The organism is Nocardioides agariphilus (genome assembly GCF_015352445.1).
Lineage (GTDB): Bacteria > Actinomycetota > Actinomycetes > Propionibacteriales > Nocardioidaceae > Nocardioides > Nocardioides agariphilus.
Genome location: NZ_JADKPO010000003.1, coordinates 106,393 through 122,810 on the forward strand (window position 1 = coordinate 106,393; position 16,418 = coordinate 122,810).

Annotated in this window: 14 protein-coding genes; 7 read left to right on the top strand and 7 right to left on the bottom strand. The window is 69.1% G+C overall.

Features of this window, described 5'->3' with window-relative positions; all coding sequences use genetic code 11:
- Positions 1-55: 55 nt before the first annotated feature.
- Positions 56-3,394, bottom strand: a complete 3,339-nt coding sequence (locus ISU10_RS03465) for an MBG domain-containing protein (protein ID WP_194694972.1) — start codon at positions 3,392-3,394, stop codon at positions 56-58.
- Between the two features lie 279 nt (positions 3,395-3,673).
- Here ISU10_RS03465 and ISU10_RS03470 point away from each other — a divergent pair, with 279 nt between their 5' ends.
- The 3 genes from ISU10_RS03470 to ISU10_RS03480 are packed head-to-tail and all read left to right on the top strand — an operon-like array spanning position 3,674 to position 5,324.
- The gene (locus ISU10_RS03470) at positions 3,674-4,252 is read left to right on the top strand and encodes a hypothetical protein (RefSeq protein WP_194694973.1); all 579 of its coding nucleotides are present in this window, start codon (positions 3,674-3,676) and stop codon (positions 4,250-4,252) included.
- Between the two features lie 39 nt (positions 4,253-4,291).
- Positions 4,292-4,750 carry a hypothetical protein gene (locus tag ISU10_RS03475; protein WP_194694974.1) on the top strand — a complete coding sequence of 153 codons (459 nt, stop codon included), beginning with the start codon at positions 4,292-4,294 and terminating at the stop codon, positions 4,748-4,750.
- A 37-nt stretch (positions 4,751-4,787) separates the two neighbouring features.
- Positions 4,788-5,324: a hypothetical protein gene (locus tag ISU10_RS03480; protein WP_194694975.1), complete on the top strand. Its 537-nt coding sequence runs from the start codon at positions 4,788-4,790 to the stop codon at positions 5,322-5,324.
- On the opposite strand, the gene ISU10_RS03485 is transcribed toward ISU10_RS03480, so the two are convergent.
- The 5 genes from ISU10_RS03485 to ISU10_RS03505 form a co-directional block, all read right to left on the bottom strand.
- Positions 5,321-5,914: a TetR/AcrR family transcriptional regulator gene (locus ISU10_RS03485; RefSeq protein ID WP_194694976.1), complete on the bottom strand. Its 594-nt coding sequence runs from the start codon at positions 5,912-5,914 to the stop codon at positions 5,321-5,323. The genes ISU10_RS03480 and ISU10_RS03485 overlap by 4 nt on opposite strands.
- Positions 5,914-6,681 (bottom strand): amino acid ABC transporter ATP-binding protein, encoded by a 768-nt coding sequence (locus ISU10_RS03490; RefSeq protein ID WP_194694977.1) that lies wholly within the window; start codon positions 6,679-6,681, stop codon positions 5,914-5,916. The genes ISU10_RS03485 and ISU10_RS03490 overlap by 1 nt, the downstream gene beginning before the upstream one ends.
- A complete protein-coding gene (locus ISU10_RS03495; protein ID WP_194694978.1) occupies positions 6,678-7,577 on the bottom strand; it encodes an amino acid ABC transporter permease in 900 nt (299 codons plus the stop codon). The genes ISU10_RS03490 and ISU10_RS03495 overlap by 4 nt, the downstream gene beginning before the upstream one ends.
- Before the next feature lie 12 nt (positions 7,578-7,589).
- Positions 7,590-8,510 (bottom strand): transporter substrate-binding domain-containing protein, encoded by a 921-nt coding sequence (locus ISU10_RS03500; RefSeq protein ID WP_194694979.1) that lies wholly within the window; start codon positions 8,508-8,510, stop codon positions 7,590-7,592.
- 98 nt (positions 8,511-8,608) lie between these two features.
- Entirely contained in the window at positions 8,609-10,690 is a 2,082-nt protein-coding gene (locus tag ISU10_RS03505) for an NAD(+) synthase (RefSeq protein WP_194694980.1), read from the bottom strand.
- A gap of 97 nt (positions 10,691-10,787) precedes the next feature.
- Between ISU10_RS03505 and ISU10_RS03510 the strand changes: the two genes are divergently transcribed.
- From ISU10_RS03510 to ISU10_RS03525, 4 genes are all read left to right on the top strand, one after another.
- On the top strand, positions 10,788-11,657 hold the full coding sequence (locus tag ISU10_RS03510) for a phosphotransferase (protein WP_370864708.1): 870 nt from the start codon (positions 10,788-10,790) through the stop codon (positions 11,655-11,657).
- On the top strand, positions 11,654-11,794 hold the full coding sequence (locus ISU10_RS03515) for a hypothetical protein (RefSeq protein ID WP_194694982.1): 141 nt from the start codon (positions 11,654-11,656) through the stop codon (positions 11,792-11,794). Before ISU10_RS03510 ends, ISU10_RS03515 begins: the two co-directional genes overlap by 4 nt.
- Before the next feature lie 224 nt (positions 11,795-12,018).
- Complete coding sequence (gene panB, locus ISU10_RS03520; RefSeq protein ID WP_194694983.1) at positions 12,019-12,888, top strand: 3-methyl-2-oxobutanoate hydroxymethyltransferase; 870 nt, start codon at positions 12,019-12,021, stop codon at positions 12,886-12,888.
- 27 nt (positions 12,889-12,915) lie between these two features.
- Complete coding sequence (locus ISU10_RS03525) at positions 12,916-13,959, top strand: zinc-dependent alcohol dehydrogenase family protein (RefSeq protein ID WP_194694984.1); 1,044 nt, start codon at positions 12,916-12,918, stop codon at positions 13,957-13,959.
- A gap of 36 nt (positions 13,960-13,995) precedes the next feature.
- Here the strand turns inward: ISU10_RS03525 and ISU10_RS03530 are convergent, their stop codons facing one another.
- The gene (locus tag ISU10_RS03530; RefSeq protein WP_194694985.1) at positions 13,996-16,374 is read right to left on the bottom strand and encodes an immune inhibitor A domain-containing protein; all 2,379 of its coding nucleotides are present in this window, start codon (positions 16,372-16,374) and stop codon (positions 13,996-13,998) included.
- Between the last annotated feature and the right edge of the window lie 44 nt (positions 16,375-16,418).

Sequence of the window (16,418 nt, forward strand, 5' to 3'; positions counted from 1 at the left end):
CGTCGACGGTCCGTCACCGTGGTGACGGTCGCGCCAGTTGCGGTTGAAATCGGTGTCAGAGGCCTTCGGCGACCGCTCGCGCGTGGTCGACCAGTGCCTGCAGCTCGGGCGCCAGCAGGCCTCCCCGCTCCAGGGACGAGAGGTCGTCGACGAACCGGATGATGGCCGTGGCTGCCTCGGGCTGCTGGCCAGCCAGGATCGCCGCTTCCACGGCTGACCACTGCCCGGCGAGTGAGTCGTTCCGCTTCGCGCTCACCGCGCCCGCCTGCACAGCTGCCTGGCCCAGTTCGGCCATCGTCCGGTACGTCGCCACGAGGTCGAGGTGGTCCGTCACGGGTCCCGTCGTGCCTGGGTGCGTGGTGATGTGCAGCAGACCCGACTTCTCCGCCACGAAGCGTCGGAACGCATAGGTGTGTGAGCTGCCGAACGCGACGGCTCGCAGCGTCATGGGGAGGTTGACCTGCTGACCGTCCGCCACGCCCTGCTGGGCCAGGTCTGCCGGGAGCCCGGCAGTCCGCATCGTCACTTGGGGGTCGACGGTCAGCGTGCCGGCCGTGTAGGAGATGGAGTAGTTCGCGGCCTTCGCCCCGCTACAGGTGATGAGATCGGGGTACACACCAGGCTTGCTGGGAATGCTTTCCACCCGACAGGCGGGTCGGCTCGTCAGCGCGCTCTCGTCGTCACCGTTGACCCAGCCGCGCGCAGACCAGTGGTCAGTGGCGACGGGGTCGCCAACTGCCACGGACTGGTCTCCCGCCTCGATGACGAGAGGTGCTTGCTTGACCCAGAAGCTGCTGCTGACGGGCAGGGCCGGCCGGTAGCGGGCATCGCCCCCCTGGTTGGCCGTCACGGTGCAGTTCCCCACGCCGACCAGCGTGATGACCGCACCGTTGGCGCCTGAGGCCGTGCACACCGACGCGGGCGAAGCCGTGAAGGACACCGGTGCCGTCGACCCACCACCGGTGGCCGTCGGTGTGAACCGGGCGCCGTAGGGCTGTGTCTCCAGGGGCGTCATGGTGATCCGCTGTTCGAGGCCGACGACCTCGGTGAAGGCCATCGTCGTCGTGGTGCCGAAGATGTCGCGGACCACCACGGAGCCCGAGTAGGTGCCAGGCCGCGCGTAGTCGTGCAGGGCAGAGAGCTGGTAGGACCCGGCTCCATCGCCGGAGACCTCGAGCTCGATGAACGCTGGGAGTGCGCCGTCGGGGCCGGCCCTCACGGCCTTCACGGGAGTGCCGTCACCCCAGTCGACGCCCACCTCGGCGACGTCCAGCGCGCCGACCGTGCGGATCGTCCCGACCAACGTGGCCCTGCCGACCTCCCACCTACGAGGGCTGCACCAGTCCTCGTCGTGGCTCGGAGCGCAGACGGGAAGCATGAGGACGGGGGCGGCGGGGGCCACCGGGACCTTGATGGTCGTCACGACCACCTGTCCTGCCGCGTCGGTAGCAGTGAGCTCGACGAGGTGCATACCCGGCGCGGACCAGGTCACCGTGCTGGACTCACCCGCCACTGGCTCGGCGTAGACCGGGTCACCGTCCGCCGTGGTGCACAGCCCGCGGCAGTCGTCGGTCTGGAAGCGCCACCGGTAGGTCGAAGCGCCGTTGAGGTACGCCGGGGCGAAGCCGTTGGCCTCGAACTGGGCCGGCGCACCGGCCTCGGCGAGGCTGTGCCACGGCTGGCCGCTCGGACCCTGGAAGGGGCGGACCCACGCTTCATGCCGGTGGCCGTCGGCATCGACGTAGCGGATCGAGTCGCTCGTCCAGCACAGGAACTTCGAGCGGCACGTCTCGGCCATCGGCACGTCGGCCGCGCTCGCGTCCTTGATGCCTGCGAATCGGAAGCCGCCCTTGGGGTCACCGACGACCGAGACGACGTTGCGGCGACCTTCCCAGTCCTGGAAGGTCAGGCTCAGGCTCTGCACGTCCTCGGAGCTCTGTCGCTTGGTGACGTCCTGGACGAACCACTGCCCGTCCAGACGCACGGTGGACGTCGTCGGCGTCAGGAAGCCAGGCCCGCTGTCGAGATAGCGGACCGAGATCGAGGGCGTCTGGATCCGCTGGTCGGTGCCGTCCGGGCGGACCACGAACTGCAGCCCGGCCGGGTCGGCTTCGGGGATCGGCGAACGGTTCAGGCACGGTGTCCGCTCCTCGGCGCTCTGGGTACTGGTCGGGTGCGCCAGCAGCCACATGAAGTCGGAGATGCCGTAGTCGGGCACCGGGATCAACGTGTTGTCGCACGCAACCTCGGTCCGCGGTTGCGGGAGCGTCGCCTCGACGAAGACGCTGAACAGCACCGTCTGCGAGTCGGCGAATGCCAACATGGCCTCCGGGGCGGGCTTGCGCCGCGCCTCGACGATGAGAGCGGCCATCCAGTTGCCCCACAGGCGGTCGTTCGGGTTGGCACCGACGACCAGCGCGCGGAGCAACGCCGCGTCGGCCGCGATGATCCGCTTGTTGAGGTCGGCGAACGATGCCGACGCCCACGGCGCCAGGGCCGTCAGCTGCGAGGAGTGGTCGACCAGGGCGCTGCCGGGAGTCCCGGCTGCCGAAGCCTCGGTGTGCAAGGCGATGGCAGCCCCGCCGCGCGCGACGGGCGACAGCGCCGCGGAGCTGTTGCCTGCTTGGGCGACCGCCTCGAGATACCGGGTATAGGCCGCGGCACCGACAGCTGCGACGCCGCGCTCGAGGCCGGTGTCCCACTGCGTGGTGTGCTGACGCGCAGCACCCCACCGGGTGAACTGCTCGAAGCTCGGCATGTAGGCGCACAGGTCGTACCAGCAGGTCACGCCGTTCTCGGCGCCATCGGCGCAGATCTCGTCGGCGTGGGATTGAAGGGGCTCGAAGTTCTCGGCCTCGAACGGCGCCGGCGGTGTGTAGTCGCACGGGTGGACGGTGTCGGGCGGGGCCAGGAAGGCGCGCAGCTCATCGAGCGTGCCGCGGGAGAACAGCTCCTCGAACCTGGCGGCGTCCACCCCCATCCACGCGACGTACTCCTGGCCGACCGACCGTGCGCCGACCCTCATGCGCGTCCAGACCTCCGTGGCGAGCCAGTCGCGCAGCGCCTCCTGCTCGGCCGTGCGCTGTCCCGGGTCGGTCTGGACGGCCTCGATCATCAGGCCCCACATCGTCGCGAGGGCCTCGTCGCGTCCCCAGCTCAAGACAGCATCGCGATCGGTCGCGGGCAGGCCATGGTGCGCGAGCACCTGCTGCACAGCCTTGTCCTGGATGCTGCGCAGGGCCGCCGCGTGCGGCGTTGCAGCCTTGGCCACCACACGAGGGTTGAGCAGGGCCGGGGGGGCGAAGTCGGACGTGACGGTCGCCGCCTGGGCGGGGACAGCCCCCCACGAGAGGTGGAGGAGGCCCGCGAGCGTCGCCAGGACGAGTCCGAGCATCAGTGCGCGGGTAGGGGTGCGGGTTCGCCACGCGGCAATGCGCACCTGTAAGCGGGCCATCTCAGTCGGTCTCCTCGTCTGGGCCAAACGGCAACGGCCGCAAGGCTGGCGAGAAGGTTCTCCGAGAGTCTGTCGTGAGGAGTACACAAACGGGGCCAGAGGCCGCAAATGGTGTCAATGGCCGCGGTTTCCGGTCCTGTGTCGGCGTTGGAACGGTGCGCGGCACTGCTCGTCTCGATCCTTGCTCAGACCGACCCGAGACCCTGAGGAGCAAGATCGATGTCCACCATCGCCACGCCCGCCCGCCGAATCACGATCCTGGGAGCCGGGGTGCTCCTGGCCGCCTCGGTTGCCTCGACGCTGGCCGTGGGCGGCCCTGCCTCGGCCTTCACGGTCCTGCCCGAGGCCCAGCCCGGAGGGCGGGTCTACGTGCCTGCTCCGATGATCAGCGCGGTGGGTGAGGACAGGCCGAGCGCCGGGTTGCAGGTGGCACCGCTCACGGTGTGGCACCTGGACGAGGGCGATGGGTCGGAGACCAGCCAGACCGTGGTCGTCGAGTACACCCTCCAGCGTCACGACAGCTTCGATGTCTGGACCAAGGTCGACACCGGCCAGGTCCAGGTCTCGACTGACCCCGGAGGCAGTGGGGTGGCACCGGGGTGGACCTTCGAGCGACCCGCAACGTCGACGCGCGAGGAGTACCGGGTGGAGGCCAAGGTCTCGTGGATCGACCAGAGGACCAACTACCTGCTCGGGGTGACCACCATCGTGCCGAGCCTGTGGGGTGACGTCAGGTGCGAGACGGACCCGGTGGCCGTTGCCTGCGCGCCGACCGAGACGGGTGGGATCTCGTTCTGAGCCACCACGCGACCCACGAACTTCACCAAGGAGCCCGCCATGACCACCACCGTCCGCCGCACCATCGCCCGCCTCGCCGTTGCCGTCGCCGCCGCCACGGTCGGCGCGACCACGCTCCTCTCCGCGCCGACGGCCAACGCGGCCTTCGTCGGGCCGGACACCGTCACCAAGAAGACCTACGTCGACCTGACTCCCGCGGAGCACCAGAACATCTACACCTCAGTCAGCGATCTCGCGTTCAACACGGCCGACGGCATCTGCAAGGACCAGGTGATCCCCCAGGCCGGCTTCCAGATGAGCCTGACGATGGAATTTGCCTGCCCGACGCTCGTGGAGCGGTGTGCGCGCAAGGTCAACCCCCGAAACGAGATCGCCGGCATCGTCTTCAACCCTGACAACACCTACGTCTGCACCAGCTACCAGGCCACCCAGATGACCACGGCCCAGCTGATCGCGTTCCTCATGATGCTCAACAACAACATCACCAGTACCCCCTGACCGACAGCGACCACCAGGACCTCTCAGGAAGCAGACCATGAACACCACCATCCGCAGCACCATCACCCGGGTCGCCGTTGCCGTCGCCGCTGCCACCGTCGGTGTCGTCACCCTCGTCGCCGGCCCCCCGGCCAACGCCGCCTTCGTCAGCACGAGCGAGGCCGTCGTGCCCGGCGCCACCACCGTCGTGGTCGACCTCACTGCCGAGGACGTCCGAGGTCTGAGCAGCTCGGACTTCCTGGTCCAGAGCGACACGGCCCTCCAACTGTGCAGTCACCAGGTCCTGCCCAATGGCGGAGCCCTGCCGCTGGACACCAAGAACGGCTGCCAGAGCCAGCTGATGTACTGCGCGAACCTGCCGCTGGCAGCCAACCAGCTGCCGACGGCGTACCTCGTGAGCAACGGCACCATGGGATGTGGCACGTACACGGTGGCCAGCTGGGACGAGCTCAGCGACGACGTCACCGCGGCCGTCCAGCAGCGGTCCGCGACGATCACGACCTCGGCCGAGGCCGTGAACGCCTGGTGGGTCCAGCTCGTCACCGCCCTCACCCTGCAGCCGAGCACTCCCTAGCTGGCACCGAGCTCAGTCGCGATCGCGCCGTTGACCCAACGGCGCAGCTGGGCCCGGCTCACCGACCGATGCACCTCGGCGGCCACCGAGAGGCCGTCGAGGAGGGCCAGCAGCCGACTGACGCTCGCTCCCGGATCGACACAGGTCAATGAGCTGTCCGCGACGCCTTCGTCAACGAGGTCGCGCAGGATCCGCCGACTGCGGTCGTCCAGCACCCGGTAGCGCTCCGCGATCACGGGCTCGTGCTGGGCCAGGGCCCAGCCGTCGACCCACAGCCGCCAGCCGGCCGCGCTCCCCGTCGGCCCGTAGCTGCGCAGCACCGCGCGGATGCGGTCGAGCACCGGACCCCGACGGGCAGCGGCGCGTTCCATCGCCGCGAGGTCACGCTCCACGGCGTAGGTGAACGCCTCGGCGACCAGCTCGTCCTTGGTGCCGAAGTGGTAGAACACCAAGCCGGTGCTGATGCCGAGAGCCGACGCGACGTCCGAGACGCGTACGGCGGCCAGGCCGACCTCCTCGACCTGGGCGATCGCGGTCAGCAGGATCTCCTCGCGGCGGACCTCGACCTTCCGCCGCGTGCGACCGCTCATCAGAGGACGGCCTCCAGGAACGCCCGCGTCTCGGCGTACCGAGGGGAGGCGATGAGCTCGGACGGCGGCCCCTCCTCGAGAATCCTGCCCTCGTGGAAGAAGGCCATCCGGTCGGCCACCTCGCGAGCGAAGCCCATCTCGTGGGTGACGACCATCATCGTCATGTGCATCTCGGTCGAGAGCGTCTTCATCACCGACAGCACCTCGCCCGTGAGCTCGGGGTCGAGGGCCGAGGTGGGCTCGTCGAACAGCATCACGTCGGGCTCCATCGCCAGCGCTCGTGCGATGGCGACGCGCTGCTGCTGGCCACCCGACAGCCGGGCCGGGTGCTCCCGCGCCTTGTCCGCCAGCCCCACGCGGTCGAGCAGGTCCTTGGCCCGCTGGGCGATCTCGGTCTCGCTGCCCTTCCCGGCCATCCGCGGCGCACAGGTGACGTTGTCGAGGACCGTCATGTTGGGGAACAGGTTGAACTGCTGGAACACCATGCCGACGTGCAGCCGCAGCTGGCGGATCTGCTCACGCTTGCGCCGGGTGCGGTGACCGCCGCCGAGGCGGATGCCGGCCACCTCGATCGAGCCCTCGGTCGGGTCCTCGATGAAGTTCACGCAGCGGAGCACGGTCGACTTGCCCGACCCCGACCTGCCGAAGACCACCACGACCTCGCCGCGGTGCACGTCCAGGTCGACCCCCTTGACCACCTCGAGGTGGCCGAAGCTCTTGTGGAGTCCCTCGATCCGGACGACGACGTCGGTGCTCGTGCCGGTCATGCGGGACCCGCCGCACGCCTCTGCCGCAAGGATGCCTCGGCCAGCTTGACGACGTGGGATCGGTCGTAGCCGCGGCCGAGCCGTCGCTCCAGGCGCGCCTGGAAGTAGGTGAAGAGCACGGTGAGTGCCCAGTAGAGGAGGGCGACCGCCACGTAGGCCTCGAGGTTCTTGAAGTCGTGCTTCCCCACCAGCTGGGCCCGCCGGAAGATCTCCATCGTGTCGACGGTCGTTCCGAGGAAGGAGACCAACGCGGTGTCCTTCATCATGGCGATGAACTCGTTGCCGGTCGGCGGGATGATCACGCGCAGCGCCTGCGGCAGCACCACCTTGCGCATCTTCTGCAGGTAGGTCATGCCGAGCGCGTCTGCGGCCTCCCCCTGGCCCGCGGCGACCGACTGGATGCCGGCCCGGAAGATCTCGGTCATGTAGGCGCCGTAGTTGAGGCCCAGCGCGATGATGCCGGCGGTCATGACGTCCAGCAGGAACCAGTCAGCGAAGCCCTCGGGGAGCCAGTCGTACTTGGCGGCCAGGTTGCGACCGACAGGCGGCAAAGCCAGGTAGAGCAGGAACATCTGCACGATGAGGGGCGTGCCGCGGAAGAACGAGACGTAGAACCCCGCGATGCCGTTGGCCACCGGGTTGCGGGAGATCCGCGCCAGGGCTCCAAGCAGCGCCATGACGACGGCGAGAGCGATGCCACCGAGCGCGGTGTACATCGTGTAGCGCAGCCCGCCGGCGATGTAGCGCATGTTGTCCTGGATCCACTGCAGGTCGAAGCCTGCCGAGCTGCCGACGAACCCGAGGAACGCGAACAGTGCGATCCAGACCGCCCCCGTCTTGATGCGGAACGGGATCCGGGCCGATGCCAGCTGCACCCGCTCCCAGGTGTCACTCACGGGGGTGGACGCTCACTGCTGGGTCGTGAGGTCCAGGCCGTACCACTCGTTCGACATCGCAGTCAGCGTTCCGTCCGCGTGCATGTCGGCCACGATCTGGTCGACCGCCTCGAACAGCGACTCCGACGACGGGTCCGAGCTCTTGTCGAAGCCCACCGACAGCGGCTCGTAGAACACCGGGTCGCCCACGATCTTCACCGGGTTGCCGGCGTCGATGTAGCCCTGGGCGGTCGTCACCGAGGTGATCACCGCGTCGAGGCGCCCGTTGGCGAGGTCCTGCAGGGCGGTCGTGTCGGTGTCGTAGCCGGAGACCTTCGCGTCGTCGATGACGAAGTCGAAGGTGTAGCCGTCGATCGTGAGGTCCTTGTTGAGGAACTGCTCGTAGGTGCACCCGCTGCAGACGCCGATCTTCTTGCCGTCCAGGTCGGTGGAGAGGTCGTTCACGGAGTCGTCGTCGGCCAGCGTCACCACGACTGCGGGCGTGTAGTTGTAGGGCTGGGTGAAGTACAGCACCTCTTGGCGGTCGTTGGTGGGCGTCATCGAGCCCACCGTGGTGTCCCAGCGGCCGTTCCAGCTGCCGGCGGTGATGACGTCCCACTGCGGGGTCTCCCACGCGACGTCGACGCCGAGACGCTTGGCGATCTCGGTGGCCACGTCGATGTCGAAGCCCTCGAAGTCACCGGTCTGCTCGTTGAGCGAGGACTGCGGTGGGTACGCCGGGTCCGTCGAGACCGTGAGCACGCCCTTGTCGCAGATCTCCTTGAGCAGGTCGGTCGTCTCGCCCGCGCAGACCGTCTGGTCGCCGGTGGCCTCCGTGGTCTGGCCGCCGCCCGTCGGCTCCTCGGTTGCCGTGGAGCTGCCGTCCCCGCCACACGCTGCCAGGGGCAGCACGAGCGCCAGGAACGAAGCTGCGATCAGTGGACGAGTGCGCATGGGCTCTCCCTCGGGACGACGGCTCCGTGCAATATGCCAGACGCAGCGCGGTGCCAACAGGGCCAACAGGGCCAACAGACTGATCGGAGCGTCAGTTATCAGGGAACGTTGGCCCCGAGCTCGGCCAGCCAGGCGACCGCGTCGGCGTCGGATGGCATCCGCCAGTCGCCGCGCGGGCTCATCGTGCCGCCGGCGCTGACCTTGGGACCGTTGGGCAGCGCCGACCTCTTGAACTGGTTGGCGAAGAACCGCTTGCAGAACACCTCGAGCCAGTGCCGGATCGCCGGCAGGTCGTAGGCAGTGTGCTTGGCCTGCGGGTAGCCGGGCGGCCACTCCCCCGCCGACGCGTCGTGCCACGCGTGCCAGGCCAGGAAGGCGATCTTGCTCGGCAGGTAGCCCCGCCGGATCACGTGGTAGAGCGTGAAGTCCTGCAGGGCGTAGGGGCCGACCATGTCCTCGGTCGCCTGCTTCTTCACGCCGTCCTGCTCGGGGATCAGCTCGGGGGTGATCTCCTGGTCGAGGATCTCTCCGAGCACGTCGTTGGTGTCCCCGGACCCGTCCGGTCCGTCGAGCTGTCCTGAGCTGATCACCCAGCGGATCAGGTGCTGGATCAGGGTCTTGGGCACGCCTGCGTTGACGCCGTAGTGGGACATCTGGTCGCCCACGCCGTAGGTGCACCAGCCCAGCGCCAGCTCGGAGAGGTCGCCGGTGCCGAGCACGATGCCGCCGCGGTGGTTGGCCAGCCGGAACAGGTAGTCGGTGCGAAGGCCGGCCTGCACGTTCTCGAACGTCACGTCGTAGACCGGCTCACCTTCGGCGAACGGGTGGTCCATGTCGGCCAGCATCTGGCGGGCGGCCGCGGTGATGTCGAGCTCCTCGAAGGTCACGCCCAGCGACTTGGCCAGCCGTGTCGCGTAGCCCTTGGTCGTCTCGCCGGTCGCGAACCCCGGCATCGTGAAGGCGTGGATGTCGGAGCGCGGGCGCCCGAGCCGGTCCATGGCCTTGGCCGCCACGATCAGCGCGTGCGTCGAGTCGAGGCCGCCACTGACGCCGATCACGACCTTGGGCTGGTTGCCGGAGCCCTGGCCGATCGCGTGCAGCCGCTGCTCGAGCCCGGAGACCTGGATGTTGTAGGCCTCGTAGCAGTCCAGCGCCAGGCGCTCAGCGTCGTCGGGCACGAACGGGAAGCGGTCGACCTTGCGCCGCAGACCGACGTCGCCGGTGGGCACGGACAGCTCGAGGTCGACGTACCTGAACGTCCGCTCCCCGATCGAGCCTGTCGAGATCCCCAGCGTCCGCCGGTTGTCGTCGTGGGTGCCCTGACGGATGCGGTCCTGGCGGATGCGGTCGAGGTCGACGTCGGCCACCGAGCGACGTGGACCGTCAGGAAACCGCTCGCTCTCGGCCAGCAGGTCGCCGCACTCGTAGACCATCGTCTGGCCGTCCCACGAGAGGTCCGTGGTCGACTCGCCCTGACCCGCGGCGGAGAAGACGTAGGCGGCGTTGCAGCGGAAGCTCGCCGACCTGACCAGCAGCCTGCGGTCCTCGGCGCGGGCCACCGTGATCGGGCTGCCCGAGAGGTTGGCCAGCACGGTGGCGCCCGCGAGAGCAGCCTCGGCGCTGGGCGGCACGGGCACCCACATGTCCTCGCAGACCTCGACGTGGAGGGCGAAGCCGCGCAGGTCGGTGGCCCGGAAGATCAGGTCGGGTCCGAACGGCACCTCGCGCCCACCCAGCCGGATCGTCGATCCGCGCCGGTCGTCGCCCGGCGCGAACCAGCGCCGCTCGTAGAACTCGCGGTAGGTCGGCAGGTAGGACTTCGGGGCCACTCCGAGCACCCGGCCCCGGTGGATCACGACCGCGCAGTTGAGCACACGGGTGCCATGGACCAAGGGGGCGCCGACGACGAGCACGGGCAGCAGCTGCGCCGACCCCTCCACGATGGTGTCGATCGCCTCCAGCACCCCGTCGAGGAGCGTGTCCTGCATCAGCAGGTCGTCGATCGAGTAGCCGCAGAGGTTCAGCTCGGGGAACACCGCCAGCGCGACGGCCTCGTCATGGCAGGCACGCGCCTGTTCCAGCACGATCTCGGCGTTGCGCGCGGGATCGGCGATGGCGACAGGGACCGTGCAGGCCGCGACCCGAGCGAAGCCGTGGGCATACGACGACCAGAAGTCCACAGCTCCACTGTAGGGGCGAGCAGACCGCTGACGGCTCTGGTTGGGTGTTCGCGTGCGTGAAGCCCCGGAAGGTCTCGACCAAGAAGCTCTGTTGAGCGTGATCCAACGGCAGTGGACAGCGGAGATCGACGCGGTCGAGCACCTGCCGGTCGGCTTCGGCGCTCACCACTGGGTCGCCACGATCAAGGGCCGTCCGACCCTGTTCGTCACCCTCGACACCGTCGACGGCAAACACGACGCAGCCTCGCTGGAGACGGCGTACGCCGTGGCTTCCGGGCTGATGTTCCCGCTCGACTTCGTGGTGGCGCCGGTGCCCTCGCACGCCGGCTCCTTCACCCTCCCCTTCGCCCACGGGGTCGTGTCGGTGACGCCCTGGGTCGCGGGTGACAACCCGGACGGCATCGACCTCGACGCGGTGGCGCGCATGCTGCGCCGCCTCCATGCCGTCTCGCCGCCCTCTGGCATCCCGCGCTGGACGACGATCACGCCACCGTCGTTGCCTGCCGACCTGTCCGAGCTGTGCCGCACCCCTTGGTCGGAGGGCCCCTACGGCGAACGCGCGCGATCGGCCATCCGTGCCCGCCTCGATGCGATCGCCGAGTGGTCCGACGCCTACCACGCGCTCGCCGGGCTTGCCCACCGCCGGCCGTGGGTGATCACGCATGGCGAGCCGGGCGAGCACAACCTGATGCTCGCCGTCGACAAGCTGCTGCTCGTCGACTGGGAGACCGTCCGACTCGCACCCGCTGAGCGCGACTGGCGCACGCTCGTCGAGCGCGGCCTTCGCGTCGAGGACGTGGATGCGGCGATGCTCGACCTCTTCGACCTCGAGTGGCGCCTCGACGAGATCAGCCAGTACGCCGCGTGGTTCGCCTCGCCCCATACCGGCTCTGCCAGCGACCGAGTGGCGATCGGCGGGCTGCTCCACGAGCTGACGCGGTCCTCGTTCCAGCATTCCGGATCGTGATCGCGCGCGCCGGCAAGCCGGTCGTCCGTCTTGAGCCGGTGCAGGCGCGGCGCCTCGAGATCGGCTTCGTCGAGGTCACGCTGCCCGACGGGTTCTTCGAGCCGATGACCGACGAGGAGCTGGCCGAGTGGGAGTGAGCTATCTGCTCGACACCCACGTCGTCGTCTGGCTCATCGGGACACAGCGACCACCGAAGGCGACGTTGATCCGACGACTGGAGGCGTCTGACAGTCGCGTCCTCGTTTCGGCCATGTCCGCCTACGAGCTCGGCACCAGACCAGACCAGCAGGAGATCCTCTGCGACCAGCGTCACAGGACTGTTCCCGGGCCTCACCGTACGCAGCGGGTCTAGCCTGCTGGGATGACCAGCAAGCCGGAGGAGACCGCCCCTTACGGGTCGGGTCCCGACGCGACGACGCCCCCGGCGACGGCGCCGAGAGGGCGGATCCGCACCCATCACCTTCGCGAGATGAAGGAGCGCGGCGAGCGCTTCTCGATGCTGACCGCCTACGAGCAGTACGCCGCGCAGACCTTCGACGAGGCCGGCATCGAGGTGCTGCTGGTCGGCGACAGCGCGAGCAACAACGTCTACGGCAACGAGACCTCGCTGCCCGTGACGGTCGACGAGCTGCTCCCCCTCACCCGGGCGGTGTCGCGCTCGGTCAAGCGCGCGCTGGTCGTCGGCGACCTGCCCTTCGGGTCCTACCAACGCTCCCCCGAGCAGGCCTACGACACCGCCGTCCGGTTCATGAAGGAGGGCGGCGCCCACTGCGTCAAGCTCGAGGGCGGCCGCGAGATGACGCCACAGATCGAGCTGCTGACCCGAGGCGGCGTGCCGGTCATGGCCCACATCGGCTTCACCCCTCAAAGCGAGCACGCCCTCGGCGGCTACCGGGTCCAGGGCCGTGGCGACACGGCGTCGCGGATCCTCGACGACGCCCACGCGATCCAGGACGCCGGCGCCTTCGCGGTCGTGATGGAGATGGTGCCCGGCGACGTCGCCGGCCAGGTCACCAAGGAGCTCACGATCCCCACCATCGGCATCGGCGCCGGCCCCGACTGCGACGCCCAGGTCCTCGTCTGGCAGGACGCCTTCGGACTGCGCAGCGGCAAGATGGCGAAGTTCGTCAAGCAGTACGCCGACGTGCGGGCCGTGCTTCTTGATGCGGCCCGCACCTATGCCGCCGAGGTCAAGGACGGCACGTTCCCCGGGCCGGAGCACACCTTCTGACCCCTACCCTGGCCCTACCCTGGCACCGTGAGGGCGGTGACGTACGGCCAGGTCGGCGAGCTGCCCACGGTGGTCGAGACCGACGAGCCGTTGTGCCCTGATGACGGCGTGGTCCTCGAGGTCGGCGCGACCGGAGTGTGCAGGTCCGACTGGCACGCGTGGATGGGTCACGAGGCGGTGACCCTGCCGCACGTACCCGGCCATGAGTACGCCGGCACGGTGGCCGAGGTCGGCCGGAGCGTGACGCGGGTGCGCGTCGGCGACCGCGTCACCGTGCCGTTCGTACTCGGGTGCGGGATCTGCGCGTACTGCGCTCGTGGCGACTCCCAGGTCTGCCCCGACCAACTGCAGCCCGGGTTCTCCCTGCCGGGCTCGTTCGCCGAGCGGGTGGCAGTCCCCCGGGCCGACCACAACGTCGTGCCTCTACCCGACCAGGTCTCGTTCGCGGCCGCTGCCGCCCTGGGGTGCAGGTTCTCGACGGCGTACCGCGCGGTCATCACCCACGCAGCAGCGACGAGCCGGCAGTGGGTCGCGATCCACGGCTGCGGAGGCGTGGGACTGTCGGCCGTGATGATCGCCCGGGCCGTTGGCGCCCGCGTCCTCGCGGTCGACGTACGTGCCGACGCCCTCGACCTCGCATCTCGGCTCGGCGCCGAGACGACCCTCGAGATCCGCGACGACACCGACGTGGCTGGGGCCATTCGAGACATCACCGATGGCGGAGCGGACGTGGGAATCGACGCCGTCGGCGACGCCAGGGTCGCGGCCGCGTCGGTTCGGTCACTGCGACCACGCGGCCGGCACGTCCAGGTCGGCCTCCTCGTCGGCGAGGCAGCCATGACGGCGCTACCGATGGACCTGGTGCTGGCCAGGGAGCTGGCGATCCTCGGCTCGCACGGGATGCCGGCGGTGGACTACCCGGCCATGCTCTCACTGGTCGCTTCCGGCGCGCTCTCCCCTGAAGCACTCGTCACGCGCCGGATCGGCCTGGACGAGGCGGGTGCGGCCCTGGCCGCGATGGGAACGCCGGCGGGGGCCGGAATCACCCTCATCGAGCCGAACGCCGGCTGAGGAGGGCCGCAACGGCCCCCCTCAACCAGCGAAGGGTCAGCTGGTGACGCGAATCCTCATGTCGGTCCCGTTCACCGCGAGCACGCGGATCTGGACGCCGACCGCCGGCAGCTTCACGCCGTGGTTGGGCAGTGAGGCGAACCAGTAGGTGTCGGTGTCGTTGAAGGTCGACCGGGCCGGGTGCGCCCCGATCGTCTCCAGCGTGCCGTTGTTGTGGATGGAGAACGCCTTCGTGCCCGTCACGTTGAACGGAGCGTCGAAGACCTGCACCCGCGACCGCCACGGCACGCCGTCCGACCTGGTCATCACGGCCGGGTGGGCGTCGACGTAGAGGTTCCGGCCCTCACCCGGGTGGGCGAAGGTGTCGTTGTCGGCATACGCGGTGTCCCAGTACGAGACCAGCAGGCCCTGCTGGTAGGCGTAGTGGTCGACCTTGTCCGGCAGCGTGCTCCCGTAGCCGAAGTAGTACGGACCCGACTTCAGGTACTTGTCGTAGGACGTGTACGCGCGCTGACCCGCGATGTAGAAGCCGTCGTGGAAGGTGCTGAAGCTCTCACCCTCGGCGCTCCATCCATCGGCGGTCCAGCCCGTCGTGCCGTTCTCCGCTCCGTCCGTGAGCACCTCGGTGCCGTTGGAGACGACAGAGATGTCGTCGACGAAGATGCCGTCGATGACGTCGGCGTTGTTGCCCGAGGCTGCCGGGTCGGTCGAGTAGGCGAACCGCAGGCTGACCGTCTTGCCGGCGAACGCCGACAGGTCGAAGGTCGCGTTCGTGTACGTCGCCTGGGTGCCGTCGATCCCGTTGCCCTCGGTCGCATGGGCGATCGAGCCGGGAATCGCGACGTAGCCGGTGCCGTCGTCGACCTGCACATAGGCGTAGTCGCACGGATCTGCCCCGCAGTCCTCGATGTCCCAGCGTGCCTTGAAGGTCAGGGTCGAGGTGCCCGCACCCAGCGTCACGTCACGCGACAGCGTGTGCACGAAGTTGTTGCCCGTGCCGCTGTAGAACTGCTTGCTCCCGGAGGCCGGTGCGCCGAGCTCGTGCACGACCTCCTTCTTGGGCAGCACCACGACGGCCGCCTGGGCGTCCTTGCCGGCCCGCTGGGCCTGCGCCTGGAGACGGATGGTCTTGTCCTGGTGGGTGCGGGCATCGACCACGTCGTAGTCGAGCCAGCCGAGCTGGAGCTTGTTCCAGGCACCGAGATCGCCGGCGCGGTCACCGATGAAGTCCTCGCCCTCGGCACCCAGACGGCTCTGGGCCATCAGGGTCCAGTGCTCGTTGTTGTTGTCGCCGCCGGAGAGGATGTTGTAGTCGTCCGGCAGACCGAGGTCGTGCCCGTACTCGTGGAAGAAGACGCTCCGGCCGCCGTTCTCGGGCTGGATCGTGTAGTCGCGGATCCAGATCCCGCTGGTGCCGATCTCGTTGCCGCCGTTGAGGTCGGGTCCGTTGCCGGGCACCGTCGGGCCGGTCGTCGTGTTCTGGAAGGTCGCCCAGCGGTGGCTCCAGATCGCGTCCTCGCCGTAGATCGGGTCGCCGTCGGCCTGGTCGCCGCCGGCGTGCACGATCTGGAAGTGGTCGATGTAGCCGTCGGGCTCGTTGAAGTCGCCGTCGCGGTCGAAGTCGAAGCGGTCCCACTGGTCGAAGGTCGCCAGCTCGGCGTTGACGTCGGCCGCGCTGCGACCCGAGGCGAGCTGGTCGGCGTACCACTGGTTGGCGGCGTCGCGCACCAGCGCCCAGGTGTTGGTGCAGACGTTGCTCGCGCAGGGGAAGCCGTTGGAGCGGCCGTAGCGCGCCTGGTTGTAGGTCACCTTCACCCAGTCGGTCACGGTGCCCGAGACGCTGTAGCTACCGGAAGACTGCTGCTCGTAGTAGGTCTTGAGCGACTCGACCCCGGGCCCGTCGCCGAAGTACATGTTCTCGAAGTGCTCGCGGCTGTAGTTGGGCTGCCACACGGTGGAGTTGTCCACGGTGCGGTCAGGCTGGGGGATCTGGTTGACCAGCGGCCCGTCGAACCGCACCGGGCCGGGAGTGGCGGTGCTGGTGTCCTGGTCGGGGTAGCTGGGGTGACGCTGGTCCCCGAACTCGGCGAGGATCACGAACACCCGGTCGACCGTCTGTCGTGACAGCTCGGCGTACTGCGCCTTCTTGCCGCTGCCGAGCTTGACCACCGTGCTGGCTCCGCGTCGTACGGCGCTGGCGTTGCCCTTGAGGACCTTGGTGAGGGCCTCCTCGCGCAACTCACGACGCTTGTCCTCGGCGGGGTTGGCGAACTCGTCCTTTGCCTTCGCGAGCTTCTCGCCCGAGACGGCCCTCTTGACCACGCGGTTCTGCGGCGCTGCGTCGGCGCCTGGTGCGGAGAGGGTCACTCCCGCTGCCAGGGCCGCCGCGAGCGACGCGACCAACAGTTTCTTCACTGGGTTTCCTCCATCAGTCGGATGCCCTTTCGCTGCGGCGGCAG

Coding starts and splice junctions, on each gene's coding strand:
- ISU10_RS03500 (WP_194694979.1), bottom strand. CDS start 8,510: ATGCGCACTCGTCCACTGATCGCAGCTTCGTTCCTGGCGCTCGTGCTG.
- ISU10_RS03480 (WP_194694975.1), top strand. CDS start 4,788: ATGAACACCACCATCCGCAGCACCATCACCCGGGTCGCCGTTGCCGTC.
- ISU10_RS03465 (WP_194694972.1), bottom strand. CDS start 3,394: ATGCTCGGACTCGTCCTGGCGACGCTCGCGGGCCTCCTCCACCTCTCG.
- ISU10_RS03470 (WP_194694973.1), top strand. CDS start 3,674: ATGTCCACCATCGCCACGCCCGCCCGCCGAATCACGATCCTGGGAGCC.
- ISU10_RS03475 (WP_194694974.1), top strand. CDS start 4,292: ATGACCACCACCGTCCGCCGCACCATCGCCCGCCTCGCCGTTGCCGTC.
- ISU10_RS03490 (WP_194694977.1), bottom strand. CDS start 6,681: ATGACCGGCACGAGCACCGACGTCGTCGTCCGGATCGAGGGACTCCAC.
- ISU10_RS03485 (WP_194694976.1), bottom strand. CDS start 5,914: ATGAGCGGTCGCACGCGGCGGAAGGTCGAGGTCCGCCGCGAGGAGATC.
- panB (WP_194694983.1), top strand. CDS start 12,019: ATGACCAGCAAGCCGGAGGAGACCGCCCCTTACGGGTCGGGTCCCGAC.